General features: G+C 65.4%; 21 protein-coding genes and 3 pseudogenes. 7 read left to right on the plus strand and 17 right to left on the minus strand.

Annotated features, from left to right (window positions below):
• Positions 1-202, minus strand: a 202-nt coding sequence (locus ABIB51_RS16030) for a PRC-barrel domain-containing protein (protein WP_354189743.1), incomplete at its 3' end; no start/stop codon positions are given.
• A gap of 543 nt (positions 203-745) precedes the next feature.
• On the opposite strand from ABIB51_RS16030, the pseudogene ABIB51_RS16035 reads away from it, so the two are divergent.
• Both ABIB51_RS16035 and ABIB51_RS16040 read left to right on the plus strand, forming a co-directional pair.
• A pseudogene (locus ABIB51_RS16035) lies at positions 746-1,414 on the plus strand (siderophore-interacting protein); the annotation flags it as partial.
• A gap of 41 nt (positions 1,415-1,455) precedes the next feature.
• Positions 1,456-1,924: pseudogene (locus ABIB51_RS16040) on the plus strand (Dyp-type peroxidase); the annotation flags it as partial.
• A gap of 18 nt (positions 1,925-1,942) precedes the next feature.
• On the opposite strand, the gene ABIB51_RS16045 reads toward ABIB51_RS16040, so the two are convergent.
• Positions 1,943-2,524 carry an antibiotic biosynthesis monooxygenase gene (locus ABIB51_RS16045; protein WP_502916159.1) on the minus strand — a complete coding sequence of 194 codons (582 nt, stop codon included), beginning with the start codon at positions 2,522-2,524 and terminating at the stop codon, positions 1,943-1,945.
• Between the two features lie 134 nt (positions 2,525-2,658).
• Between ABIB51_RS16045 and ABIB51_RS16050 the strand changes: the two genes are divergently transcribed.
• Positions 2,659-3,933 carry an MFS transporter gene (locus ABIB51_RS16050; RefSeq protein WP_354189928.1) on the plus strand — a complete coding sequence of 425 codons (1,275 nt, stop codon included), beginning with the start codon at positions 2,659-2,661 and terminating at the stop codon, positions 3,931-3,933.
• Positions 3,934-3,958: 25 nt separating this feature from the next.
• Here ABIB51_RS16050 and ABIB51_RS16055 read toward each other — a convergent pair whose 3' ends face one another.
• The 4 genes from ABIB51_RS16055 to ABIB51_RS16070 all read right to left on the minus strand — a co-directional run bounded on the left by ABIB51_RS16055 (position 3,959) and on the right by ABIB51_RS16070 (position 7,792).
• Positions 3,959-5,188: a phosphotransferase gene (locus tag ABIB51_RS16055; RefSeq protein ID WP_354189747.1), complete on the minus strand. Its 1,230-nt coding sequence runs from the start codon at positions 5,186-5,188 to the stop codon at positions 3,959-3,961.
• 112 nt (positions 5,189-5,300) lie between these two features.
• A complete protein-coding gene (locus ABIB51_RS16060) occupies positions 5,301-6,143 on the minus strand; it encodes an amino acid ABC transporter permease (RefSeq protein ID WP_354189749.1) in 843 nt (280 codons plus the stop codon).
• Positions 6,144-6,156: 13 nt separating this feature from the next.
• Entirely contained in the window at positions 6,157-6,804 is a 648-nt protein-coding gene (locus ABIB51_RS16065) for an amino acid ABC transporter permease (protein WP_354189751.1), read from the minus strand.
• 10 nt (positions 6,805-6,814) lie between these two features.
• Positions 6,815-7,792: a glutamate ABC transporter substrate-binding protein gene (locus tag ABIB51_RS16070; protein ID WP_354189753.1), complete on the minus strand. Its 978-nt coding sequence runs from the start codon at positions 7,790-7,792 to the stop codon at positions 6,815-6,817.
• A gap of 364 nt (positions 7,793-8,156) precedes the next feature.
• On the opposite strand from ABIB51_RS16070, the gene ABIB51_RS16075 reads away from it, so the two are divergent.
• Entirely contained in the window at positions 8,157-9,269 is a 1,113-nt protein-coding gene (locus ABIB51_RS16075; RefSeq protein ID WP_354189755.1) for an EAL domain-containing protein, read from the plus strand.
• Between the two features lie 34 nt (positions 9,270-9,303).
• Here the strand turns inward: ABIB51_RS16075 and ABIB51_RS16080 are convergent, their stop codons facing one another.
• From ABIB51_RS16080 to ABIB51_RS16110, 7 genes are all read right to left on the minus strand, one after another.
• Positions 9,304-10,329, minus strand: coding sequence for a Gfo/Idh/MocA family protein (locus ABIB51_RS16080; RefSeq protein ID WP_354189757.1), 1,026 nt, complete (start codon positions 10,327-10,329; stop codon positions 9,304-9,306).
• Positions 10,330-10,560: 231 nt separating this feature from the next.
• The gene (locus ABIB51_RS16085) at positions 10,561-12,063 is read right to left on the minus strand and encodes an amino acid permease (RefSeq protein WP_354189759.1); all 1,503 of its coding nucleotides are present in this window, start codon (positions 12,061-12,063) and stop codon (positions 10,561-10,563) included.
• Between the two features lie 13 nt (positions 12,064-12,076).
• Positions 12,077-13,510 carry an aspartate ammonia-lyase gene (locus tag ABIB51_RS16090; protein ID WP_354189761.1) on the minus strand — a complete coding sequence of 478 codons (1,434 nt, stop codon included), beginning with the start codon at positions 13,508-13,510 and terminating at the stop codon, positions 12,077-12,079.
• Positions 13,507-14,580 carry an asparaginase gene (locus ABIB51_RS16095; protein WP_354189763.1) on the minus strand — a complete coding sequence of 358 codons (1,074 nt, stop codon included), beginning with the start codon at positions 14,578-14,580 and terminating at the stop codon, positions 13,507-13,509. The genes ABIB51_RS16090 and ABIB51_RS16095 overlap by 4 nt, the downstream gene beginning before the upstream one ends.
• 23 nt (positions 14,581-14,603) lie before the next feature.
• Positions 14,604-15,332 carry a FadR/GntR family transcriptional regulator gene (locus ABIB51_RS16100; protein WP_354189765.1) on the minus strand — a complete coding sequence of 243 codons (729 nt, stop codon included), beginning with the start codon at positions 15,330-15,332 and terminating at the stop codon, positions 14,604-14,606.
• Positions 15,333-15,403: 71 nt separating this feature from the next.
• The gene (locus ABIB51_RS16105; protein ID WP_354189767.1) at positions 15,404-15,670 is read right to left on the minus strand and encodes a hypothetical protein; all 267 of its coding nucleotides are present in this window, start codon (positions 15,668-15,670) and stop codon (positions 15,404-15,406) included.
• 98 nt (positions 15,671-15,768) lie between these two features.
• On the minus strand, positions 15,769-17,457 hold the full coding sequence (locus ABIB51_RS16110; RefSeq protein ID WP_354189769.1) for an alkaline phosphatase D family protein: 1,689 nt from the start codon (positions 17,455-17,457) through the stop codon (positions 15,769-15,771).
• A gap of 140 nt (positions 17,458-17,597) precedes the next feature.
• On the opposite strand from ABIB51_RS16110, the pseudogene ABIB51_RS16115 reads away from it, so the two are divergent.
• The 3 genes and pseudogenes from ABIB51_RS16115 (at position 17,598) to ABIB51_RS16125 (ending at position 20,484) form a co-directional block, all read left to right on the plus strand.
• Positions 17,598-18,456 (plus strand): annotated as a pseudogene (locus tag ABIB51_RS16115) (pyridoxal-phosphate dependent enzyme).
• Between the two features lie 289 nt (positions 18,457-18,745).
• Positions 18,746-20,068 (plus strand): right-handed parallel beta-helix repeat-containing protein, encoded by a 1,323-nt coding sequence (locus tag ABIB51_RS16120; protein WP_354189771.1) that lies wholly within the window; start codon positions 18,746-18,748, stop codon positions 20,066-20,068.
• 113 nt (positions 20,069-20,181) lie between these two features.
• Positions 20,182-20,484, plus strand: a complete 303-nt coding sequence (locus ABIB51_RS16125) for a hypothetical protein (protein WP_354189773.1) — start codon at positions 20,182-20,184, stop codon at positions 20,482-20,484.
• A gap of 24 nt (positions 20,485-20,508) precedes the next feature.
• On the opposite strand, the gene ABIB51_RS16130 is transcribed toward ABIB51_RS16125, so the two are convergent.
• From ABIB51_RS16130 to ABIB51_RS16145, 4 genes are all read right to left on the minus strand, one after another.
• Positions 20,509-20,835, minus strand: a complete 327-nt coding sequence (locus ABIB51_RS16130) for a GYD domain-containing protein (RefSeq protein ID WP_354189775.1) — start codon at positions 20,833-20,835, stop codon at positions 20,509-20,511.
• A 145-nt stretch (positions 20,836-20,980) separates the two neighbouring features.
• On the minus strand, positions 20,981-21,457 hold the full coding sequence (locus tag ABIB51_RS16135) for an NUDIX hydrolase (RefSeq protein WP_354189777.1): 477 nt from the start codon (positions 21,455-21,457) through the stop codon (positions 20,981-20,983).
• Between the two features lie 207 nt (positions 21,458-21,664).
• Positions 21,665-22,252 carry a hypothetical protein gene (locus ABIB51_RS16140; protein WP_354189779.1) on the minus strand — a complete coding sequence of 196 codons (588 nt, stop codon included), beginning with the start codon at positions 22,250-22,252 and terminating at the stop codon, positions 21,665-21,667.
• 17 nt (positions 22,253-22,269) lie between these two features.
• Complete coding sequence (locus ABIB51_RS16145) at positions 22,270-23,130, minus strand: alpha/beta fold hydrolase (RefSeq protein WP_354189781.1); 861 nt, start codon at positions 23,128-23,130, stop codon at positions 22,270-22,272.
• Positions 23,131-23,296: the final 166 nt, after the last annotated feature.

Here is a 23,296-nt window from a genome sequence, read left to right on the forward strand (position 1 = left end):
CCTCGCCCTGGATCCAGGCTCCTTCGAGCGGGACGAAGGACTCACGTAGGCCGAACAGCCCCGTCTTCACGGTGACCCAGCTGGGCTTGTCGGTGTCATCGTCGAGGTAGACCTGGCCGATGCCCCCGATCTTTTCCCCGTCGGGGCTCATAACATTGCCGTGGCCCTTGACCAGGCCGTCAATGTCTTCCTTGGCGATCATGATGACTCCTTGGATTCCGGATTCCGGATACTGGATGTGTGGTGGATGGGGGGTGCCGGGGCCTGTCCGGTTGCCGGCGCCGGGAGCCGCAGCGGGCCGGGCCGTGGCGTATGTTGCCGGTGCGGTGGGGGATGGGCCGGAGTGGGGCCGTTGCTGGCCGGCTTAAGGCTGGGAGGGGCCGATGTTCACGAGCCAGTTGACGCCGAATTGGTCGGTGCACATGCCGAAGGTGTCGCCCCATGCTTGTAGGGAAAACTGTAAGGGCGATCACACCAGCCCGTCAAGTGGATGTAGGACGACATACGTGCCTGGTCCAGGCGGAGGCGTTTTCCCCGTCGGGGAGCGTTGCGGGCTGCGGCGGCACCGCGGTCGGACGGTACAGCGCCACCTCCGACGTCGGTGCGGCCCGCCAGCCTGTCCCGTCAGTCATTTACGACTTATTTACCCGCTCCAGCCTACGGCAGGCCTAGGTAAGCCTTGCCTAAGTACCGCCACGGAAGGAGAGCACATGAGCGGCGAAAGCGGCCACCCAAGCTATCCGTTGTGTGTGTTCGACGCGGTTGCCCGACGCGTTCAGGACCTCAGCCCCAACTCCGCCGCGTCACCTTCGCCGGCCCGGATCTGGACCGGTTCGGAGTTCCCGGACCGACGCTTGATCTGCGAATCAAGCTCCGGCTGCCGGTCCGAGGGCATGCCGTGTCCAGGCCTGGGACTCCCAGCGGGCCGCTCTCCGACGGCTGGCACCAGCACTGGCTTCGCGGCGAGCAGCCCGGGCGCGGGGTACTCCGCAGCTACACGGTCCGCGCCCTGCGGACCACGGACCAGGGGCGGGAACTGGACGTGGACTTTGTCCTCCACCCTGCCGAGACCGGCCGCAGCGCGCCAGGATCGGACTGGGCCAGGACAGCAACACCCGGCACTCCGGCTCTCATCATCGGCCCGGATTGCCGGATTATCAGCACTGCGACCCCCTGGAACGCGACAGGCATCAGATGGGCGCCGCAGGGATCCCGCAACGTACTTCTCGCCGGTGATGAAACAGCCGTCCCGGCGATCAGCGCCATCCTGGAAGCCCTCCCGGCTGGCGTCGGTGGCAGCGCCTACCTGGAAGTGCCCGACGCCGGCGACGTCCAGGACATCCGCACCCGGTCCAATGTCCGGGTTACCTGGCTGCCGCGGAACGCCGCTCGAGGCGAACTCCTTGTCGGCGCAATCGAGCAACACTGTGGAGGGCCGTCGGACCGCCGACTTAATTACCGGCGCGCCGCCTTCGGATGCACATCGAAAATCTGGGACCGGACCTCGCTGCGCGAGCAGGAGAACCTGATCGGCAGGACCAAGTCCGAGGGCGCCCAGCTCTCGGGCGGCACCGAATTCACGGATCCCGACTTTGCGGCAAGCGGGCGTGCCAGTGAACCGCTGATTGGCACCGACGCCCGCGTCCGGATCGCACACCCCGCGCACAACCATGGAGTGCATATGCTGCGGCGCGGCTACAACTACAGGGACGGCTCGGACGGGGTCGGGCACCTGGACGCCGGGCTCTTCTTCATCGCCTTCGTCAAGGATCCGCGGACACACTAGGTTCCGATGCAGCAGGCCATGGCCCGGAACGACACGCGGTCTGTCGAATACCTGGAGCACACCGGCTCGGGCCTGTTCGCCGTTCCTCCCGGAGTCAAGCCCGGAGGCTTCATCGGGGAAGGGCTGTTCGCGGCCTGACCCTCTGCAGGATCGTTCTCAGTGCTTCTTGCGAAGCCAGGGTCCCAACAGCCGGGTGGTGACCGGAAGAAAGACGTACGTCATCAGCGGTGTGAGGAGGCAGGTGGCCAGCAGCACCTGGAATACCAGTGGCCATTCCCGGGTCAGCGGGTGCAGCAGGAAATTGGCCAGCAGGCTCAACGGGAAAAACGGCAGAAAGATGCTGACCATCTGCTTCCACCGTGGCGGCACCACGGTTTCGGGGACGGTAAGCCGGGCATCGCCGGGCTGGGCGAACCAGCCCTCAATGCCCGTGCGCCGTTCAACTTGGGTGACTTCGACGAGGTCAGCCGCACTGTCTATCCACCAGCGCCGTTCGCCGGACTCTTCCCACGCACTGAGTAGATCGGCATCGGCGAAGCGGTACAGCATGTGCCATTCGTTCGAATCCGCGGATGTGCGGACCCAGCCGGAGCCGAGGTAACCAGGCCATTCGCGGGCAAGTTCCTGGCCGGCGTGGGCCCAGGCACTGGCTTGCCGGGTCCGGCCGGGTTGGACGGTCCTGGCAACGGACACGGTGACGGGCTGGGGAAGCGAAGCGGGGAGAGGCACAACAGGAATCTTACCGACGGCGCGGCCATGGCCGGCCATTGTCCGAACCGGGCACCCAGTTGGTCCCTCCTCTGGCGCGGTGCGGCGGGGAAGACGAGAATGGGCTCGTGCTGCCCCGTAGGCCTGGCGGAGGCGCCGACGTGATGAACGCCGCCGCCCGAAAGATCCAGCGCATCTTTCTCACGTTGACGCTGGGAAATACCCTTGCCGCCTCGTTTATCTGGGGGATCAACACCCTGTTCCTGTTGGACGCCGGGCTCAGCAACCTTGAGGCGTTTGCCGCGAATGCCTTTTTCACGGCCGGCATGGTGTTGTTCGAAGTTCCCACGGGCGTGGTTGCCGACGGTTGGGGGCGCCGCATTTCGTTCCTGCTCGGCACTGTGACCCTGGCCGTATCGACGTACCTCTACTACGTGCTCTGGCAGCTTTCCGCCCCGTTCTGGGCGTGGGCAGTTGTGTCGGTGTTGCTGGGGCTGGGCTTCACCTTCTTCTCAGGCGCGGTTGAGGCATGGCTCGTCGATGCACTGCGCTTCTCGGGCTACGAAGGCGGCCTGGAAGCGGTGCTCGGGCGGGGACAGATGGTGTCCGGCGGCGCCATGCTGGTCGGCTCCGTGGCCGGCGGTGTGATCGCGCAGGCCACCAATTTGGGCGTGCCGTTCCTGCTGCGTGTCGGTGTGCTGTTGGCCATGTTCGCCGTTGCCTTTGGGCTCATGCGCGACGTCGGTTTCACCCCCGACCGTTCGGCCCGTCCGCTCCAGGCGAGCCGGGCCGTGCTCGCCGCCTCGATCGAGAACGGCTTGAAGAATCCGCCCGTCCGGTACGTGATGCTCGCTGCGCCGTTCAGCGCCGGCGTCGGGATCTATGTCTTCTACGCCCTGCAGCCGTACCTGCTTGAGCTCTTCGGGGACCCGCGCGCGTACTCCGTGGCGGGTCTGGCGGCGGCGATTGTGGCCGGGGCGGAGGTGGTCGGCGGCTGGCTGGCGCCCCGAATCCGGGGCCTCGTCCGCAAACGCACGACCGTGTTGGTTGCGTGCAGCATCATGGGCGCATTGATCCTGGTCATGCTTGGATTCACCCGGGTTTTCTGGGTTGCCCTGGTGCTTCTTGCGCTCTGGGCGCTGGTCTTCTCGGCGGGCATCCCGGTGCGGCAGGCCTACCTCAACGACATGATCGCCTCAAAGCAGCGGGCAACAGTGTTGAGCTTCGATTCCCTTATGGGATCCAGCGGCGGTGTGGTGGTGCAGCCGGTGCTCGGCAGGGCCGCCGACGTGTACGGCTACGCTGCCTCGCTGGCGATCAGCGGCGTGATCGAGCTGATCGCGGTACCGTTCCTGCTGGCGAGTCGACGGCAGCACGCCCTTGCCGACCAGACAATTGCCTCGGCCGGCACGCCGAACACCGAACCCCAGCCGTCGTAGCTGTTGTGGCACGGGTTGGGCGCGGCTACGGCGCCGTCCGGAAGCCGATCTCGCCGGCGACGGCCTCCTGGGGCGTCGCCCTTTCCGCGAGAACGGCGATGGCCAGGGACAAACGGCCGGGCAGCGGAGAAACGGCCAGACGGAGCCAGAAGACATCCGAGTAGACATGGAACCGGTCCGGACTGACGCCCAGTTCCTCAGCGGCCGCCAGCACGTGCCCATGAGCAGTCCGATACCGTGCAGGCGTCAGCCGGTTTTGGCGGAGCTGGAGCTCCAGATGCACGTCCAGGTCCGCCAGATCGAGGGCGGCCTCGGCCCGGGATGTTCCATCGAAGTCCAGCAACCCGGGAGCGGAGGGGCCGTCGGTGGCGATGATCTGTTTGTCGTGGAGGTCGCCGTGAGCCCATACCAGTGGATCCGGTGCCGCCCGGAGCAGTTCCTCCGTCACCTGCCCTGCCCGGGCGAGCAGGATGCCTCGCTCACGCGACAGCTCCCGGACCTCGTCAGCGCAACTCAACCAATGGTCCATCCGTCGCCGCACCCTGGCCGCTTCCACCTCGGGAGAATGGAGCGGAAGGCTGCTCAATACTCGTTGTTCGGCGGGCACGTAAGCAGTGGTCAGTTGCGCCACCCAGGCGTGCGCCCATTTCGCCCACGCCCGATCGAACAAATCATCGCCGGCCTCGGAGCCGTCCCCGCCCAGCTCGTTCAGGGTTCGTCCCGGGATGGCGCTGAACACGATGACGTCCTGGGAGCTGCGGCGCAGGATCCGGGGAGTCGTGAAATGTCCGGCGTCCAGCAGGACGTCCAATTGCGCGCAGCGTTCGGCTGGAACGATGGCGAGGCCGGGCCGGAAAACCTTGATGTAGCTGCCCTGCGCCCGGATGACCGCTCGTTTGTGCGGCATGTACCTGACTAGTACCCCGTGCTGCGATTCCGACCGCAACGCCGGCAGCCGCGGATCGTCCAGCGGGATAAGTTCGAAGTGGCCATGGCGCAGATGGGCGCCCCGGACGCCGGGCCGTCCCGGTGTCCGGACCTCCAGGATGTAGTCTCCCGGGGTGACGAAGGGCCAGGCCCGCTGGACCTGCCAGGTTGTGCCGGTGTCGTCGTCGGCGAAGAGGGGGACGGGGGAGCACCAGCTCATGTGACCAGCTCCGGTTCCCGGTGCGGTGCGGGCGCCCCTGCGTCCCGGGCCGGTGCCCGGGACGCAGGCCAGCTCCCTCCATGCATGTTCACCGCGGTCCTCAACCATCCGCAAGCTCCTCCGGCGTACGCCGGTTCCAGTGCAAGCATGACACCCAACAATGAGGCATCCATGAGAGGGGCATGAAAGTTCCCTCATGAAACCCACCACTCACGGTCGTTCAGCCGATGCGCAGTTCCAGGGCCTCCTGCCCGATCCGGGCGGCCCGCCCGGACATGCGGCGTTCCAGGTACCGCGCCAAGTGGGAGATCAGGACGTTGGTGACCACGTACACCGCCGCGATGATCAGGTACGTCTGGATCAGGTGGTTGGTATAGGCCGTGAGATTGTTGGAGGTCTTCATCAGCTCCGGATAGCTGACGGCGTAACCCAGGGTGGTGTCTTTGAGCAGGACCACCAGCTGGGCCACCATGGAGGGCACCACGATCCTGATCGCCTGTGGAAGTACGACGCTGCGCATGACCTGGCCCTCGGACAGGCCCAGGCTGAGTCCGGCCTCGCTCTGACCGGCGGGAAGGGCCTGGATGCCGGCCCGGAAGATCTCGGCCATCACCGCCGAACTGCACAGCACGATGGGGATGACCAGCTTCCAGAAGATGTCGGGGTTGATGCCGTATTGCGGGAGTCCGCTGACGAAAATATAGACCACCAGCAGAAGCGGGACGGAACGGAAGAACTCGATCCAGCCGGTGGCGAAGCGCCGCAGGACCGGGCGGACCGACAGCCGGCCGAGGGCCAGGACAAGTCCCAGCGGCAGCGCAAAGACCGCGGATGCGGCAGCCGCCGCGATCGTGTTTCCCAGTCCCGCGAGCAGGAAGAGCAGGTAAGGCGCCTGGGTGAATTCCACCCAACGATCGGGCGCGAGTTGTCCGGCCTGCCCGAAACGCAGGAGCGTCACTGCCGCGAGACCGGCGATGCCGAGCAGGCTGAGGACGGTGAGTATCCGGATCCGACGGCGGGCCCTCGGGCCCGCCGCGTCGAAGAGGCGGTCTTCGGTGCTCATGGCCGGAACCACATCATCGTTGCACCCGGAGCCGATTTTCCAGCCGCGCTCCGAGTCCGCCCGCCAGCAGCGAAATGATCACATAGGCGCCGGCGGCCACCAGGTAGGTGGTCAGCCCGAGGGCGGCTTCGTTGTTGATTTCCGAAACCTGCAGCGTGAGGTCCTTCACCCCGATGACTCCGGCCAGCGAGGAACTGAGGAGGATGCCGATGAACACGTTGACGATCGGCTGGATCACGCTGCGGAAGGCCTGCGGAAAAAGCACAAAGCGCAGCACGCCGAAGAAGTCCAGGCCAATGGACCGGGCCGCCTCAACCTGGCCCACCGGCACGGCATTGACGCCGGTCCTGATGGCTTCGCAGGTGAACGCGCCGCCCAGCAGGATCATGGAGATCGCGGCGCAGGAGAACAAGTCGAACGTGACGCCGATGTCCGGCAGGCCGAAGGTCACCACCACCAGCAGGCTGATCAGCGGGATGTTGACGAATAGTTCCACGTACAGCCGCCCCACGGCGCGCAACGGCACGATGGGGCTAACCCGCAAGGCCGCCACGGCCGTTCCGACCACCAGTGAACCGAGGAAGGCGACGGCGGTCAGCCGCACCGTCATCCAGAGACCGGCCAGCAAATCGTCGAGGTAGGTCGTGAGCAGCTGGTCCATAGGCCCGGTCTCAGGCCCCGATGGCCGGCGGCTTCGGCGGGTCTGTCTTGAGCACCTGGCCCACGGTGGCCCTCCACAGGGCGTCCCACGAGCCGTCGTCCTCGGCGACCTTCAACCACGCGTTGACGAAGTCCAGCGCATCCGTGCCTTTGTGCAGTCCGATGCCGTACTTGTCACTGTTGCCGAACGTGTCGCCGACGATCTTGACGTCTTTGTTCCTGGCGGCGTTGGACAGCAGGATGGACTGGTCGATCACGTATGCCTCCACCCGGCCCTGCTGGACGGCGGCGAGGCACTTGGGGTTGTCATCGAAGGTCTGCACGATCGCCTCCGGTGCCACCTCTTTCAGCAGGGTGACACCGGTGGAGGCGCTCTGCGTCGCGACCGTTTTTCCGGCAAGATCCGCCACTGACTTGATCGACGTGTTGTCCGTCTTCACCAGGATGGCCGATTTGGACTCGTAGTAAGGGCCGCCGAAATCCACCTTTTCGGCCCGCTTGGGCGTGATGGAATACGTGGCCAAAATGACGTCCACCGAGTTGTTCTGCAGCAGGGTCTCCCGGGTATCAACGGTGACCTGCGAGAGATTCTCCTTGGGCTCGCCGATGATGTACTTCGCGAGAAGCTGGGAGAGGCCAGCATCGAATCCGGCGACCTTGCCCGTGGCAGGATCACGCAACGAGAACAGCGTGGAGGTGTCCGTGCCACCGCGGACCAGCTGGCCCTTGGCTTTGATGGCCTTCGCCCAGGCGCTGGCCTGCACCACCGCATCGTTCGCCACGGCGCCCTTGGCCAGGACCGCGCCGAAAGCCGCAAGGTCGATGACGGAGCCTGCCGCCGCTGTTCCGCTGGCGGAACCGGACGGAGCAGGCAGCGTGGGTGAGCCGCCACAGCCCACGAGGGTACCGGCCCCCAAGGCTCCCAGCCCGAGGGCAAGTGCTCCGCGCCGGCTCAGGTGTATCGACGAAAACCGTTCAAGATCTGACATGGTGTGGTCCTCTCATTGCCGGCGACGCCCAACCGATCGCCCTCGTCGGTTCCAACCTATGACCGGATCCCTATCGAACGGGGCGAACACCGGAAAAAGAGCCCCTGATCGTAACAATCAGCGGGCACGTCCCACCCGCAGGCTAAAGTCCGGCGCGCCGGCTGGCAATGCCCGATGTGATTCAAGGGCGCAGTGGAAGTCAGTTCTGTCATGTAACGTGACGATTGCTTCTCCAAGTCCGGGACACACCCGTTGGTTCCGCTGTACAGTGCTGTCACGGACTCCCACGTCCGCCGGCGGGGGACATCGTGCGTGGGCAGGCCGGTTCCGGGCTCAGCCGGAACGCGGAACAAGGGAATAGCCAATGTCGACGGATCCGTCCAACTTTCCATCGTGCAGCGACAACGAGCAGCCGGAAGTACCCGGGGCCACCGAGCACCCCGAGGCGGGGGCCTCGAGAATACGCCGGCAGGCCGCGGAGATTGTCAAGGCGGTGCTGGCACAGACTTCCCCGGAGCATGCCGGCGTGCGGGACCAACTCCGCGAATACCTGGCCTTAAACCCGGGACACCCGGAAATAGCACTCGCGGAACATCTGGTCTCGCTGGGGACGCTGGCTGACTACACCGGCGGCTTTCAGGAGGCGCAGCGCCCGCCCTCGCCGGCCGGGGAGGACTACCCGGCAGAAGCGGGGCCCGCCGGGGCTACTTCACGCATTTTGTCGGTCCTGGCGCACCGGACGCTGTTGACTGCTTTCCAGCCGATATTCGACCTCTCTTCGGATGCCGTCGTCGGCGTCGAGGCCTTCACGCGGTTCATCGGTGACGGTAGCGAGGAACCGGGCCAGTGGTTCGCCGAGGCCGCCAGCGCAGAGCTCGGCAGCGAGTTGGAATTTGCGGCGCTGGAGTCCGCCATTGTTGCCGCGCGGAGCCTGCCCGGCCACCTGTACGTGGCGCTGAAGATCTCACCGGCCTGCTGCCTTGACCCGCTCCTGCCGGAATTGCTGCAGGAATCGGAACTGTCACTCGGCCGGATAGTCCTCCAGCTCACGGAGGCGCTGACCGATGAGGAGGCAGTAGCCCTGGTGGCGGCCCTCGCACCCCTGCGGGCGCGGGGAGTGCGCCTGGCGGTCGACCACGTCGGCTCGTACTTCGCCTCGCTGCGCCACGTGAAGCAGCTCCAGCCGGACATCATCAAGCTGGACCGGAACCTCATTGCGGGCGTCGATACGGACCCGCTCCGCCATGCTTTCGCTGAAGCCATGGCCGGCCTCGCGGGGCAGATCGGTGCGTCGGCAACCGCGGAAGGAATCGAAACCAGCGCCGAACTCGCGGCCGTCACCGGTCTTGGCATGACAACAGGCCAAGGCTACTTCCTGGGCCGGCCGTCCACCCGGCCGGAGGACTGGAACAGCTGGGTCATTCCGGCGGACAAGGTCGAGGCGCTGACGGATCCGGACACTGCCGCGAGGTCATGACGGCGGAATCATCCGTCCGGACACCGCGGCATAGCTATTTCTCGTCGTCCCTGTAAACGAGTCCGATTTGGCGTCGGACGGCGTCCATCGCCGCCATGACGAGCGCGCTCTCCTCGGGCGACAGGATGCCGTTGGCAGTTGCCCCGGCGGCGATAAGCCGTTCCATCTCCTGGGCCTGGAACTGCATTCCGCGGCCGGTGACCGGCTCATCGAAGGTCTCCACGAGGTTCCCGTCAGAGTCGTATCTCGTGAAGGGCGAAGGTGCGTACCAGACAGAATCGATCTCGATCCTGCCTTCCGTGCCGATGATCGAGGCATGGTTCGGCCCGGCCGTGTCCAAAGCGCAGTACAGCAGCGCTTGCTGCCCCTCGCTGTATTCGAAGATCATCGCGGTCTGCCGGTCCACTCCCGTCGAAGTCATGCTGGCGGTCGCATGGATGTTGACGGGAGCACCGAAGACGTCGAAGGCGAAGGAGACGGGGTAGATCCCCAGGTCCAGGAGCGCACCGCCACCCAGCGCGGGGTCGTTCAGGCGGTGCAGCGGATCCTTCGGCAGGTTCTGGTTGTGGTCCACGATCAGCGTGCGGACTTCGCCTAGCGCACCGGAGCTGATCAGGTCGCGGATCCGGACCATGTGCGGAAGGTAGCGTGTCCACATGGCTTCCAGGACGACGAGTCCCTTGGACGCGGCGAGCTCCACAATTTCCCGTGCCTGCCAGGCGTTCATGGCAAAGGGCTTCTCAATCAGCACATGTTTGCCTGCGTTGAGGGCGAGGAGCGCGTTCCCGTAGTGGAAGGGATGTGGCGTGGACACGTACACAACATCCACCTCGGGGTCGGCCACAAGGTCCTCGTAGCTACCGTGGGACGACGCTATGTGGAATTTGTCGGCGAACTCCGCGGCCGATGCCTGGGTCCGGGAGCCCACGGCCTGGATGGCGAACCCATGGTCTATCAAGTCCGAGGCCTGCAGGCCGGCGATGAATCCCGTCCCGAGGATTCCCCACCTGGCACCGCGGATGGAGCCATCGGCGGCAGGACTCGTGGCGTTCTCCGACATTTGTTCGTTTCCTTCCGGGCAAGCGGGCAAGTGGTCATGCGGGCGTTGTGAGCATTGTGGACGCATTGGCAGTCCCGCCATGGCACATTCTGCCCCTTTTCTCATGGTGCCGGGGCCTGATCCCTCAATACGGCGCCGGAGAAGGCCATTGCGTCTCGAAAGCTGCCCTCGGCGGGGGAGCTAGTGCGCTCCTCCTCCGTTGCCCCGCGCCGGACAGTTGGCCACCACCGGCTAAGGCCCCGTGAAGCCGTCTCGCACGGCCGCCAGTTCTAGGACGCGCTCCCGGCAGAGGCGCCACCCGAGCATCAGCAGCGGAACGATGACCGCCAGCGAGGCTATGGTCCAGGTGCCCACCGGGGAGTCGAAGGCCATGAGGACCAGGACCGCCAGCAGGAAGGCGAGCGTCAGCCAGCCGGTGACGGGCGAGCCCGGCATCCGGAAGTCCGGACGCAACAGCTCACCGCGGCTGGCCAGCCTCGCCAACTGCATCTGGCACAGGACGATCATGCCCCACGTGCTGATGATGCCCAGGGACGCGACGTTGAGGACGATCTCGAATGCCTCAGCGGGAACCAGCGCGTTCAGTACGACGCCGAGCACCGCCACTGCCGCGGTGAGGGCGATGCCGCCGTACGGCACGCCCGCCTTGTTCATGCGTCCGGCAAACTTTGGCGCCGATCCGGTCACTGCCATGGAGCGCATGATGCGTCCGGTGGAGTACAGGCCGGCGTTGAGTGACGACAGCGCAGCGGTGAGAACCACCAGGTTCATGATGGCGTCCACGCCCTCCACGCCGATGGATCCGAAGAAGGTGACGAACGGGCTTTCGCCGGCCTTGTAGGAGCTGTACGGCAGGAGCAAGGAAAGGAGGGCCAAGGAGCCGACGTAGAAGACCGCGATCCGGACGATCACCGTGTTGATGGCCTTGGGCATGATCTTTTCGGGGTTTTCCGTTTCACCGGCCGCGGTGCCGATCAGCTCGATCGACGCGTATGCGAACACCACGCCCTGCATCACGACGATCGCGGGCAACAGGCCGTTGGGGAACGGGCCGCCGTTGTCCGCGATCAGGCTGAAGCCAACCTCCTGGCCAGCCACCGGGGTGCCGAAGACTACGAAATAGATGCCCACCAACAGGAAGGTCACCAGGGCGACCACCTTGATGAGGGCGAACCAGAACTCGAGCTCGCCGAACACCTTGACCGAGATGAGGTTCAGCCCAAGCACCAGGACCAGGGCGGCCAGCGCCCAGGTCCACTGCGGCACATCAGCGATGGGGGCCCAGTACTTCTTGAAGAAGTTCATGTAAAGCGCGACGGCGGTGATGTCCACAATTGCGGTCATGGCCCAGTTCAGCCAGTACAGCCAGCCTGTGACGAAAGCGGCCTTTTCGCCGAAGAATTCGCGGGCGTAGGAGACGAACGAACCCGAGGAGGGCCGGTGCATCACGAGTTCACCGAGCGCACGGAGGATCATGAACGCGAAGAAGCCGCAGACGGCGTAGCTGATGACCAGAGCAGGCCCGGCCGTAGCCAGCCGGCCGCCGGCGCCCATAAAGAGTCCGGTGCCGATGGCTCCGCCGATGGCGATCATCTGGACCTGGCGGGGTTTGAGGCCCTTATGGTAGCCCTCGTCTTCGACGTGGAGGGCGGCTGAGGAGGCGTGGGCATGCACCGGAATGGTGTGGTCGTTAATGGCCTGGTTCTGAGTGCTGGTCGGTTGGGGCTGTGTCATGTCAGTCCTTTGTCTATTTGCTCAGGTTGGCGAGGCGCTCGGGGCTGAGAAGTTCCTGGAGCTGCTCGGCGGTGAGCAGGCCGTGTTCCAGGACCAATTCCGCAACGCCCTTGCCGGTGGCGAGGGCTTCCTGGGCGATGGCGGTGGCCGTCGCGTAGCCGAGGTGGGGGTTCAGTGCGGTTACGAGGCCGATTGATTGTTCCACCGTGAGCCGGAGGTGTTCGGTGTTGGCGGTGATGCCCCGGACGCAGCGTGCAGTCAGGGTCCTGCAGGCCGCTTCGAGGTGGGAGATGCTCTTGTGGAGGCTGTGCACGATGATCGGTTCGAAGGCGTTGAGCTGGAGCTGGCCGGCTTCGGCGGCCATGGTGATGGTGACGTCGTTGCCGATGACTTCGTAGGCCACCTGGCTGACCACTTCCGGGATCACAGGGTTGATCTTGCCGGGCATGATGGAGGACCCGGACTGGACGGCCGGGAGGTTGATTTCGCCAAAGCCTGCACGCGGTCCGGATGAGAGCAGCCGGAGGTCGTTGCAGATCTTGGACAGCTTGACGGCGACGCGCTTGAGCACGCCGGAGAGGTGGACGAACGCGCCCACGTCCTGGGTGGCCTCGATGAGGTCCACGGCGGTGACCAGCGGCAGGCCGGTGATCTCGCCCAGGTGCCGGCAGGCCGCCTCGGCGTAGCCTGGCGGGGCGTTCAGTCCGGTGCCGATGGCCGTGGCGCCGAGGTTGATCTCGTGAATCAACAGGTCCGCTTCCGCGAGCCGCAGCCGGTCCTCGCCGATCGTGACCGCGTAGCTGCCGAACTCCTGGCCCAGGGTCATGGGCACGGCGTCCTGCAGTTGGGTGCGGCCCATCTTCACAACGGTGCGGAACTCCAATGCCTTGGCGGCGAACGCTTCCTCCAGTTCGGCGAGGGCTTCGAGCAGTTCCCGGGCGGCGAAGATGGTGCCGAGCTTGACGGCGGTCGGGTAAACGTCGTTGGTGGACTGGCTGAGGTTCACATGGTCGTTGGGGTGAAGCCGGGCGTAGTCGCCCTTGCGGTGGCCCAGGAATTCCAGCGCCCGGTTCGCGATGACCTCGTTGGCGTTCATGTTGGAGGACGTCCCGGCGCCGCCCTGGATCACGTCCACAACAAACTGCTCGCTGAACTTCCCGTTCATGACGTCGGTGCAGGCGGCCTCGATGGCCCGGGCACGCTCGGCGTCGAGCAGTCCGAGCTCGTAGTTGGTGCGGGCTGCTGCCAGTTTCACGGCGGCCAGCCCGCGGACCAGATGCATGTTGGTTGAGAGCGGCTGGCCGGTGATGGGGAAGTTTTCCACGGCGCGGAGGGTGTGGACGCCCCAGTAGGCGTCGGCGGGAATGTCGCGGTCCCCGAGCAGATCGTGTTCGGAGCGCAGGCCGTTTTCGGGGCGGAACGCCGTGCGGGGTTCGGGGGAGCTCATGGCTGTCCTTCGGGGGCTTCGGGGGCGGGGGTGGTGGCGGAGAGGAAATCTGTGGGCTGCAACAGTCCTACGGCCCGGCCGCCGCCCAGGACGGCCTGCGTGGCGATGGCCGCGAGTGGTGCGGTGTCGACGTCGAGCGCCTCCAGCGCGCGGATGGTGACCGGCATGCGTGCGCGGTCGCCGCCGTCGGAGATCTTCAGGGCAATGGCACGGCCGTCGGGCAGGCCTACCAGCTGCACCCCTTCGAATCCGTCCTTGGCCAGCAGCCCCGGCGCCAGGCGCATCAAGTTCGTGACATCGCGCCCTCCGCCGCCCACCATCTCCGGGTGGCGGCGCATGGCGTCCGCGACGGCGGCCTCCGCGCCGTCGGCCGGGGGAGCAAAGGTGTGCACCCCCGCCGAGGCCAGGCGGCCGAAGGCGCGGGCCATGCCGCGGAGGGTGAGGGCGAAGAGCGGGGTGCCGCAGCCGTCGGTGCTGACGCCCGCCGGTTCCTCGCCGGTAAGCTCCCGGACGGTTTCCGCCACAAGCTTCTGAAGGGGGTGCGAGGGGTCCAGATAGCCCTGCACGGGCCAGCCGTTGATGACGCACGTGGCGGCCATAGAGGCGTGTTTCCCGGAGCAGTTCTGAGCCAGTCGGGTGGGTGAGCCGCCGTCACGGAGCCATGCTTCGCGTTCGCGGACGCCATACGGGAGATCGGCGCTGGTTTCGAGCGATCCCGGCGTGAGGCCGTGGAGCTGCAGGATCCGGGCGGCGCCGTCGCGGTGCATCGCTGCGCCGGAATGGCTCGCGGCCGTGAGGGCCAGGAGGTCGGCGGGCAGGTCCAGCCCGGCGCGGACCATAGCCACCGCCTGCAGTGGCTTAAGTGCCGAGCGCGGGTAGAACGGCGCGAGCGGATCACCCGCCGTGAGGAGGGTTCGGGTGCCCGCGCCTTCCGCGGACACGGCGATCACCGAACCGTAGTGGACGCTTTCCACCACCCCGTCGCGGGTCTGGGCCGCGAGGGGGACATGCTGCGGCAAGGCGGTGCGCTCCAGTCGAAGAGCGATGTCGGTCAGGGCAGGGAAGGGCATGGCGTCCTTGAGAGGGTTGCTGGCTACTGGCTGAGGATGGAATCGAGGGCGACGCCCACGGCGCGGAGGTGCTCGCCCATGGCGGCACGGGCGCCGGCCGGGTCACCGCTTTCGATGGCCCGGAGGATGCGCTGGTGCTCCAGGTCAGATGCGAGCTGCCGGTCGGCCACGATGTTGAGTGTTTCGGACTGATGGGCCAAGGCGTCGCGGATATCGGCCACGACGCTTTCGAAGACCTTATTGCCGCTGGCGCGGGCGATCGCGGCATGGAAGCAGGAGTCGAGGCTGACCCAGGCCTCGGGGTCATCCTCGGCGGCCATGGCGACCACGATGTCCCGGAGGCTCTCCAGTTCCTCGGCAGTGCGGCGCTGCGCGGCGAGCCCGGCGGCGGGCACTTCGATGTGGGGGCGCGCTTCCGTGAGGTCCCGGGCGGAGTAGTGCCCCAAGTCGAGGTCCTTGGCTACGCGGTTGGCGACGACGAATGTCCCTTTACCGGTTTTCGTCACGGTAAGTCCGAGTGCCGTGCTGGAGCGCAGCGCTTCGCGCACCACCGAACGGCTCACTCCGTAGCGGTGCGCGAGCGTGGTTTCGGAGCTCAGCTTGGCGCCCACATCCAGCCTGCCGGATTCGATCTCGGCCCGGAGGGCGTTGAAGACGGCCTCGGCGGCACTGAGGCGGGGCAGCGGCTGGCGGCCGGGGTCAAGGGGATCTGAGGCAGGCTGTCCTGCTGTCCGGCTGTCTGACAGGTTCACGCCTCGAATATGGCATGGATCACACGGCCGTGTCAACGTGTGACGGGCCTGCTGAAGTGCCTGCCCCGGTGCTAGTCCTCCAGGTGGACGGTGAGGTCGAGGTGGATGCCGTTGGTGGCCAGCCGGTCCGTCAGGAAGCTGGCAAGGCTCGCCTCGCTCGCAGTGTGCTCGCTTTTGGCGATGGCGCCCCGCAGGCACGCCATCGATTCCGTCGTCTTCACCGTGGACAGCGGCGCGCGGTGATCTGATGTCAGCCGCTCGATGTCTGTCCGGAAGGCGCGCTGGTGGCCTTCCCGGACGGTGGCTCGCAGGGTGAAGGGGATAAAAGCAGTGGGCAAGGGGCATCCTTTTTCCGGCGGCGGCCACATGGCCCCGTGCTTAGGACAAGCAGCCCACGACCCGTCCTATTCCGCCGGGAAGGGTACTGAGTCAGAGCTCACGCCCTCCGCCCGCTTGCGGGCTCCTCCACTTCCCGCGGGGCGATGGTGAAGGAGGCGACACGTTCCAGCCCGGGGTGCAGCGTGTCCCCGCGGTTCGCGACGCCCGTCTGCCACCACAGGTTCAGTCCGTGCGGTGCCACTTCGAGGCAGGCCAGGTTGTTGTCGAACCACGGCCCTTTGATGCCGGACCAGCGGAACGGCGGATCCGGTACTTTTGCCGAGCGCGCCACCAAGGCTCCTACCGGCTCGGCCAGGCCGTAGGACAGGATGGCCGTGACGAACCTCATCAGCCGGGGCAGAGGGTTGCGAATAGGGGAGCAGACGGCCTGCACGATCCGGCTTCCCGAGGAGCGCTCCACTTCCGAAACGTAGGAGAAATGTACGTCCCCGGAGAGGAAAATGACGGTCTCCGGCGCCGGGCCGCGTTTGCCATCGGCGACCTCGGACGCCATGGCCGCCACGTCCTGGAAACTTTTCTGGAAGGCTCCCCAGTGTTCAAGGTCCACCGCCCGGCGCAGCTTCTCGCCGGCACGCGCGGCCAGGTTCCCCCACGCACCCTCGGACACGGCCTCATTCCAGGACTCCACATGGTGCAGGCCCATCGGCAGCAGGAAAGGCAGGGACGTCGCCACCAGCAGGTGGCGGAAACCGCCGCGCATCCGGCCGTCGAGCCAGGCCATTTCCGCGTGGTCAATAAGGGCGCGGCCGTCCGGGTCCAGGTTCCGCGCGGCGCGGGAGTCCACCACTATCAGCCTGGTGTCACCGAAATCGCGGCAAAAGCTCCACCGGTAGGACTCCGGGTCCTGGTCTGCCCGTTCTGCGAGACGGTCGAGTTCCGCGCTCAGGTCGGGCTCGGACCCTTCCCCGTGGCCGACAACAAGCTGCCACGTCGCGTCCCGGGCCCGTTCCTGCGGAGACAGGTTCCCCAGATGCTGGTAGACCCAGTAGCATGCCAGACCCGCGACTATCCGTTCGTGCCACCAGGAAGTGGCCTCCATGTCCTTCTTCCAACTCTGCGAGGAGTTCCAGTCGTCGCGGATGTCATGGTCATCGAAAATCATGGCGCTCGGCAGCGTGGACAGCAACCACCTGTTCGCCGGGTCCGACCACGCCAGGTTGTAGAGGTGGGCATATTCCTCGAAGCCCTTGAGCTCCTCGCCGGGCGGTTCATCTATGTCCCGGCGGGCGCGGATGAACTCCTGCATCTGGTCGCTGGTCGCGTCGGCGTACACCTGGTCCCCGAGGAAGGCGACCAGGTCCGGCCATGCGAGGTTGCTGTCGGAGGCCATCCGAAGTGCGTACGCACGCAGCGAGTCGATGCCGTGCCTTCGGTTGCCGGACTTGTCGTGCGGGACGCTGGTGCGGCAGGAACCGTAGGCCATTCGTAGCGGCTTCCCGGGTTTCAGCGTCGCGATCACCGGCGGGGGGAACCCGGACGTGGCATCAGGCCAGACCCGTGTTCCGTTGACGTCCACGGTGTAGGGCGTGACTGTGCCCGGCTCCAGTCCGTCCATCTCCACCAGCGCGAAGTGGTGGCCGTGCACAGCGAAAGTGCGGGCCTCGCACGCCCTGCCGCCGGCACGGACCGAGACCCGGGCGGCATCCCGGGTTTCCACCCAAATACTCGCCGAGGTCTCATCCACATACCGCATCATCGGGCCGAGCACCAGGAGTGATGTCGTCATGTCTCTGTTGTACCCGCTCCGACCCGAGCAAGGCCATGCCGCGGTGGAATCCGAAAGAACTTTCGATAGCCTCTTAATGCCGATCATGGGCGCCCCCATGATGCCAGACAGCTTCACATGCGGCTACCCAGGGAGAAATCATGATCACTCGAGGCGATGTGCTCGAGGCCGAGAGCCGCATCAGCGGCCAGGTGAGGCGCACACCCCTGCTCCGTGCGGGTACCTCTGCCGCTCCGCTCTGGTTCAAGTGCGAGTTCCTGCAGCACACCGGCGTTTTCAAAGCCCGCGGGGCATTCAACCGCCTGCTGGCAGCGCGCGAGCGGGGCGAACTCGACCCCGGCGCCGGCCTGGTCGCGGCGTCCGGCGGCAATGCGGGCCTGGCAAATGCCTATGCCGCGGCGGTACTTGGCGTTCCGGCAACGGTTTTCGTGCCGGAGGCCTACGCGGCCGCAATGGATTACGTCGAAGCGAGCGGTGCACTGTTTTGCCATGCCTACGACCAGCTTGAGATCGCTGCCGGCGCAGGTACTGTCGCCGAAGAGATTCTCCAGGATGAGCCGGGCATCGACACAATAATCGTCGCTGTCGGTGGCGGCGGACTGTACGCCGGGGTGGGCGCAGCTTCCGAGGGCAGGGCGCGTGGTCGCGGTTGAACCTTTCAACATCCCCACCCTGCACACGGCGCTCAAGGTCGGCCGGCCGGTCGATGTGCCCGTGTCCGAGATCGCGGCGGGTTCCCTGGGTGCCCGGCGTGTGGGTGAGATAGGTTTCAGCATGGCGTCGAGGGTCCCGCCGGCCTCGGTGCTCGTTGACGACGAGGCCATCGCCTCTGCCCGCAGGCAGTTGTGGAGCGACTACCGTATCCCCGCCGAGTACGGCGCCGCGGCCGCCTTCGCCGCGCTGACGTCCGGGGCCTATGTTCCCAGCGAGGGGGAACGCGTCGCAATCATTGTCTGCGGAGCCAATACCGACGTGCATACGCTGGAGCGCCAGCCCTGACCAAGATATTCCGCCGATATCTTTGACTTTGGCCAGAGCAGTCCCTAGCTTTAAGCGCACAGGTTTGGATTTACTTCGGCAACAGGCTTACCTGCCTGATTTCAGGACTCACTTCAGTTCTGCAGTTGCAGATGCGTGGCTAGTCAGTCGAAAGTAGCGGTCCCCGAGTTACTACCACTAATATCCCACGCCCAAAAGGCGGTGAGATTGTTCTGCGCTGGCTGATTTCAATAATCTACGTGGTCGAATGCGAGCATTTCCATTCACCATCAAACCGCAGGGGTAAGACATGAAAATCAGGTCCACCACAGCAGCCGCACTCATGATTTTTCTTATGGTCAGCGCGTTGGTCGCAGGAATGCCGGCTCCAGTCTCGGCTGCGGGTACAACGTATTACGTCAGTGCCGCGGGGATCGACAGCAACTCCGGATCGTCAAGCTCGGCGCCATGGAAATCGCTGTCAAAGATAAACTCCACCGTCCTCCAGCCCGGCGACACCGTCAGTTTCCGCAGGGGCGACACCTGGACGGGAGGCATCGTGGCCAATCAGAGCGGGACCGGCGCCGCTCCTATCACTTTGATTGGCTACGGAAGCGGCAACACCCCGACAATAACCGGCGGTCAGTCGGGAAACTGCATCAGGATCAACGGCAACTACACCATTGTTGACGGACTCCGCGGGGTCTCCTGCGGCTATGCAGGCATCAGCATCACCGGCGACCGAAACACGGTCCGGAATTCAAGCGCCTCGAACAACGCTGTCGGCATCAAGGCAGGCGCGGGGTCGGACTTCGGGATATACACCGGCAATGTGCTGACGAATAACAACATCATGAACGTGAAAACGCCTGGCTCGAATTGCGGAACTCCGCAGGCAGTGAACTGCAGTGACGACTCAGGCGCTTTCGGCGTGCTGATCAACGGCAACGACAATGAGTTTTCCGGTAATACGGTCAGCGGATCCAATGCGTTTTCCTACGATTACAACCGCGACGGCGGTGCGTTCGAAATCTACAACGGCAACCGGAACAGCATTCATCACAATGTGGCCCTCGACAACAATAATTTCTCGGAGCTTGGAAAGTCCTCGGGAACTGCGGACGGAAACACCTTCCGTTACAACCTGGTCCGTTCAACCTGCGGGGCCAACTGTTCAGAGGCCAAAGGCCTGATCGCGCGCGGAGCGGGCACATCATTCGGTCCCACCAACGGTACGGTCTTTGAATTCAATACGGTATATCTGAATGGTTCGCAGTCCCAGGCGATTGTCTGCCATGCGGGCTGCCCTTCATCGACGGTCATCCGGGCCAATATCCTGGTGGGCGTCAAGAACTCCCTATGGATCAATGGCTCCGGCTGGACAGAAAAGCAGAACGTCCTCAACGGTCCCATCAACTTCACGCGCAACAGCACATCCACCACGGCGCCGGCTCGTTTCGTGAACGCACCGGCCGACCTCCACCTCACGAGCACCAGCCCGGCAATTGACCGCGCCGGGACCAGTTTTTCCACGTTTGACCTGTCCGGGACTACAGTCCCCCAGAACGGGGACTGTACCGGAACAGCGGCGGCCGACTCGGGGGCCTACGAGTTCGACTCGCCCAGGTGCTGACAAGGCGGTCTTTGAAAACCCAGTCCGGACGGCAGTTCATGTCCGTGGCCCTGTTTGGATCGGACTTCCGGGCCTAATGTTGGGCCTGTAGAACCGTCGACAGGAGTGCCGCCATGATTACGCTGCAGATTGAACACCAAGTCCGGGACTTTGGCATGTGGAGGAGGGCTTTCGACAGCGATCCGCTGGACCGTGCCGCTTCGGGGGTGCGGTCCTACCGGATCTCCCGTCCGCTCGACCAGGAGGACTACGTGATGCTCGAGTTGGATTTCGAGTCGCAGGAAGCTGCTGTGGACTTCCTTGCCCGGCTGCAGAATGACACGTGGAAAACCGGTGTTACAGCGCCTGCGCTGGTGGGTGAACCATCGACCAGAATCATCGAGACGGTCGCCATCGAGATCGTGTCCGCCTCCTGAATGCCGTCGAAAGTCCGGGGCACCCTAGGAGCCGGGAGCCCTGTACTTAATCTCTCCGGCCATCCGCATGGCATCCATCGATTCTTCGACGGTCAGCAGCACCGTCGTTTCGAACGAACTCAGCGCACCGCCCCCGCTGATTGCCAGCGCCACCGCGGCCATGGATACGTTGTCGGGGGCCTCCCACAGGTTGAAGCCGTCGTGGGTGCCGAACGCGTACCAAAAGCCATGGAGCTTTCCTCCGACGGATTCTATGTAAGTCTGGGCGGCCTTCCTCCGGTCCTCCGGGTTGCTGATCAACCTGGTCCAGGTCTCTGGGGTGTAGCTGAACTTCGACAGGTAGAGCGGCATCGTGGTTCCCCTTTTCGGTCCATACCAGGGCTGCGGATTCCCCAAGAATGGCAGTCTGCCGGCATGCCAGCAATGGCAAATGCTTTCAGCGGCGGCCGCTTTTGCTCTGTGCTGAAAGCGGCGCCCTGAATACGAGCCTCGCCCGTCAGGCGTCGCCGGCTTGTTCCTTCCGGACGAGCGCGTCCAGGATCGGCAGTTGGCCCCGTACCAGCTTGATGCGGGCATCGGACTCAGTGGTCCATGCAGCGTCGTCGATCTCGGGATAGTCCCGGACTATGCCGGATCCCTTCGGCCACTCAAGCGGAAAGGTGTTGCTTGCGATCCGCTCGGGGGCAAAGTCCGCCTCGGCCGTGAAGACCGTGATGATCTTGCCCGAGGGTTGCCGGAAGGAACCCAACAGGGCGTAGTTGGCGGGCGGTGCCGGGGTGCCCATTTCTTCGGCGAACTCCCGCTGGGCTGCAACCTGGGGGTCCTCGTCGGGAAGGTATTCGCCCTTGGGGATCGACCAGGCACGGGCATCCTTGTGGGCCCAGAAGGGTCCGCCCATATGGGCAATCCACACTTCCAGTTCCGGTCCGGCGCTCCGCCGGTACAGCAGAATGCCTGCGCTCCGCACCGTCACTTGTCCTCCATTTCCCTAGGCTATCCCCGCGGACGACGTCGAACATTGACGATCCAGAAGCTTCTTCCGCGGCCGGTTAGACGCCGGACCGCACCGGGCGGCGGCGCAGATACGCACCCGACGGCGGCAGCCACATCAGGACAGCACCGGCAAGGCTCAACACCAAACCGGTCACCATCAGCACTGAGGATACGGCGCCCGGCGCACTCAACCGGCGCCGAGGGGCGGCAGCAGCTGGCGGTTCCTGATCCTCGAATCGCCGAACTCGACTCCCAGCGCGCCGATCTCCCAGGGGCCGGAGCCCCTCGTCTTCGGGCGCCCCACTGCAATGTGGGGTGCCCAACGGGGGTACCGGAAACCGAGGGCGCGGGAGCCGAGTATGAAGTCGTCGATGTTGTCCACGAGCAGCTCGTCCAGCAGTTCGTGCAGCGCCTGCACGAGGCCGACCTGGTAGTCATGCACCGGCTGCGGGGCATCCACTTCCAGCCCGCACACGCCTCCGCCGCCCAGAACGACCAACCTTTCGGCGCTGCCGGAAAAGCCCCGCAGCACCGGCAGCGCCGTCAGCCAGGCAACCGTCTTGAAGGTGGCATCCTCGACGCTGGTGACGCCGTTGGTCCACTGCGTGACATCCCGGCAAAAATCCTCAAGTACGCCGATGTGCAGCAGGGTCATGTGCAGCCCGTTCCGCCGGCGCAGCGCGTCGACGTGGCTGGCCAGTTCCTCATAGTCCGAGGGCACCGATCCGATGGCGAGGACCGGCACCTCCACCGTGATGCGGGGGAGCATTTGCATGAGATCTCTTCACCCGGTCATTTGTCCGGGCCCGCTGTTTCGAGCCAGCTTTTCAGGAGGGGCACAACAACTGCGCTTTGCGTCGCACCGAGGTGGCCGAGCCCGGGCAGTACCTGCACGTCCCACCCGGCCGCGGTGAGCTCCCGCTCATGTTCGGCCAGCGCCGGTCCAATCCGCACTTCTACGTCTCCCCATCGGGGTCCGTAAACAATTTGATCGGCGGAGCCGGCAAACACCAGCCGGGGCAGGCCGCGGGGGACTGGGGCCGTTGCGTCGTCGAAGCTTTGGAGCGCGTCGTACAGGGTGGGGAACTGCCGTGTTTGCGCTTCGCTCGCTTGTATCGTGGCTGCGTCCCAGTCACCCGGTTCCGCCGTCGCATCCGACTCGGGAGGTTGCTGCCCTGCCCAGGCGGCCACGGAGTGCGCCGCCTTGGTCACCGCGAGCATGCTTTTGTACGGGCCGTCGAGCGGCGGGAATCCTCCCATGACCAACGCCCAGAGACGGTTGGTGCGGATCGCGAGCTGCAAACCGCAGAGGGCCAGCCACGAGTACCCGAAATAGCCAAACCCGTCGGCGTGGCCGGCGTCTGCGATGGCCAGCAAATCGGCGCTGATGTTCTCCGGAGTGAGGGTGTGGGGCGCCAGATGCGCCATCCGGTGTCCTTCGTAGTCGGCGGCGATTGCCCGATAGGACCGCGAGAGACTGGACACAAGGTTCGGCCCCAGGTCCGGGTCTGCGCCCCGCGCACGCATCGTCGCGGCGTCTGCCGCGGGATAGGGCTCCACCCTGGCGGGGAGGAGAAGCGTCCGGCCGTTACCTCTGACCGTGATCGGAATAGTGGTCCCGTCGTGCAGGACGGCACCAGCACTGTCGGCCACCACGATCTCCATCCGTCGTAGTATCTGGTCCAATGGCCAGTCTGTCACCTAAGCGCTGGATAGGGGTGGCAAAGCCGCAGTGATTTCGTGGCCTGCCTGCCTGCCTGCCTGCCTGCCTGCCTGCCTGCCTCCCTCGTGCCCGGGCCAGTGGCGCACAGTGCCGGCG

The sequence above is a fragment of the Arthrobacter sp. UYCu712 genome (genome assembly GCF_040547005.1).
GTDB lineage: Bacteria > Actinomycetota > Actinomycetes > Actinomycetales > Micrococcaceae > Arthrobacter.

Coding starts and splice junctions, on each gene's coding strand:
- ABIB51_RS16050 (WP_354189928.1), top strand. CDS start 2,659: ATGAACGCCGCCGCCCGAAAGATCCAGCGCATCTTTCTCACGTTGACG.
- ABIB51_RS16055 (WP_354189747.1), bottom strand. CDS start 5,188: ATGGTTGAGGACCGCGGTGAACATGCATGGAGGGAGCTGGCCTGCGTC.
- ABIB51_RS16060 (WP_354189749.1), bottom strand. CDS start 6,143: ATGAGCACCGAAGACCGCCTCTTCGACGCGGCGGGCCCGAGGGCCCGC.
- ABIB51_RS16065 (WP_354189751.1), bottom strand. CDS start 6,804: ATGGACCAGCTGCTCACGACCTACCTCGACGATTTGCTGGCCGGTCTC.
- ABIB51_RS16070 (WP_354189753.1), bottom strand. CDS start 7,792: ATGTCAGATCTTGAACGGTTTTCGTCGATACACCTGAGCCGGCGCGGA.
- ABIB51_RS16075 (WP_354189755.1), top strand. CDS start 8,157: ATGTCGACGGATCCGTCCAACTTTCCATCGTGCAGCGACAACGAGCAG.
- ABIB51_RS16080 (WP_354189757.1), bottom strand. CDS start 10,329: ATGTCGGAGAACGCCACGAGTCCTGCCGCCGATGGCTCCATCCGCGGT.
- ABIB51_RS16085 (WP_354189759.1), bottom strand. CDS start 12,063: ATGACACAGCCCCAACCGACCAGCACTCAGAACCAGGCCATTAACGAC.
- ABIB51_RS16090 (WP_354189761.1), bottom strand. CDS start 13,510: ATGAGCTCCCCCGAACCCCGCACGGCGTTCCGCCCCGAAAACGGCCTG.
- ABIB51_RS16095 (WP_354189763.1), bottom strand. CDS start 14,580: ATGCCCTTCCCTGCCCTGACCGACATCGCTCTTCGACTGGAGCGCACC.
- ABIB51_RS16110 (WP_354189769.1), bottom strand. CDS start 17,457: ATGACGACATCACTCCTGGTGCTCGGCCCGATGATGCGGTATGTGGAT.
- ABIB51_RS16120 (WP_354189771.1), top strand. CDS start 18,746: ATGAAAATCAGGTCCACCACAGCAGCCGCACTCATGATTTTTCTTATG.
- ABIB51_RS16125 (WP_354189773.1), top strand. CDS start 20,182: ATGATTACGCTGCAGATTGAACACCAAGTCCGGGACTTTGGCATGTGG.
- ABIB51_RS16130 (WP_354189775.1), bottom strand. CDS start 20,835: ATGCCGCTCTACCTGTCGAAGTTCAGCTACACCCCAGAGACCTGGACC.
- ABIB51_RS16140 (WP_354189779.1), bottom strand. CDS start 22,252: ATGCAAATGCTCCCCCGCATCACGGTGGAGGTGCCGGTCCTCGCCATC.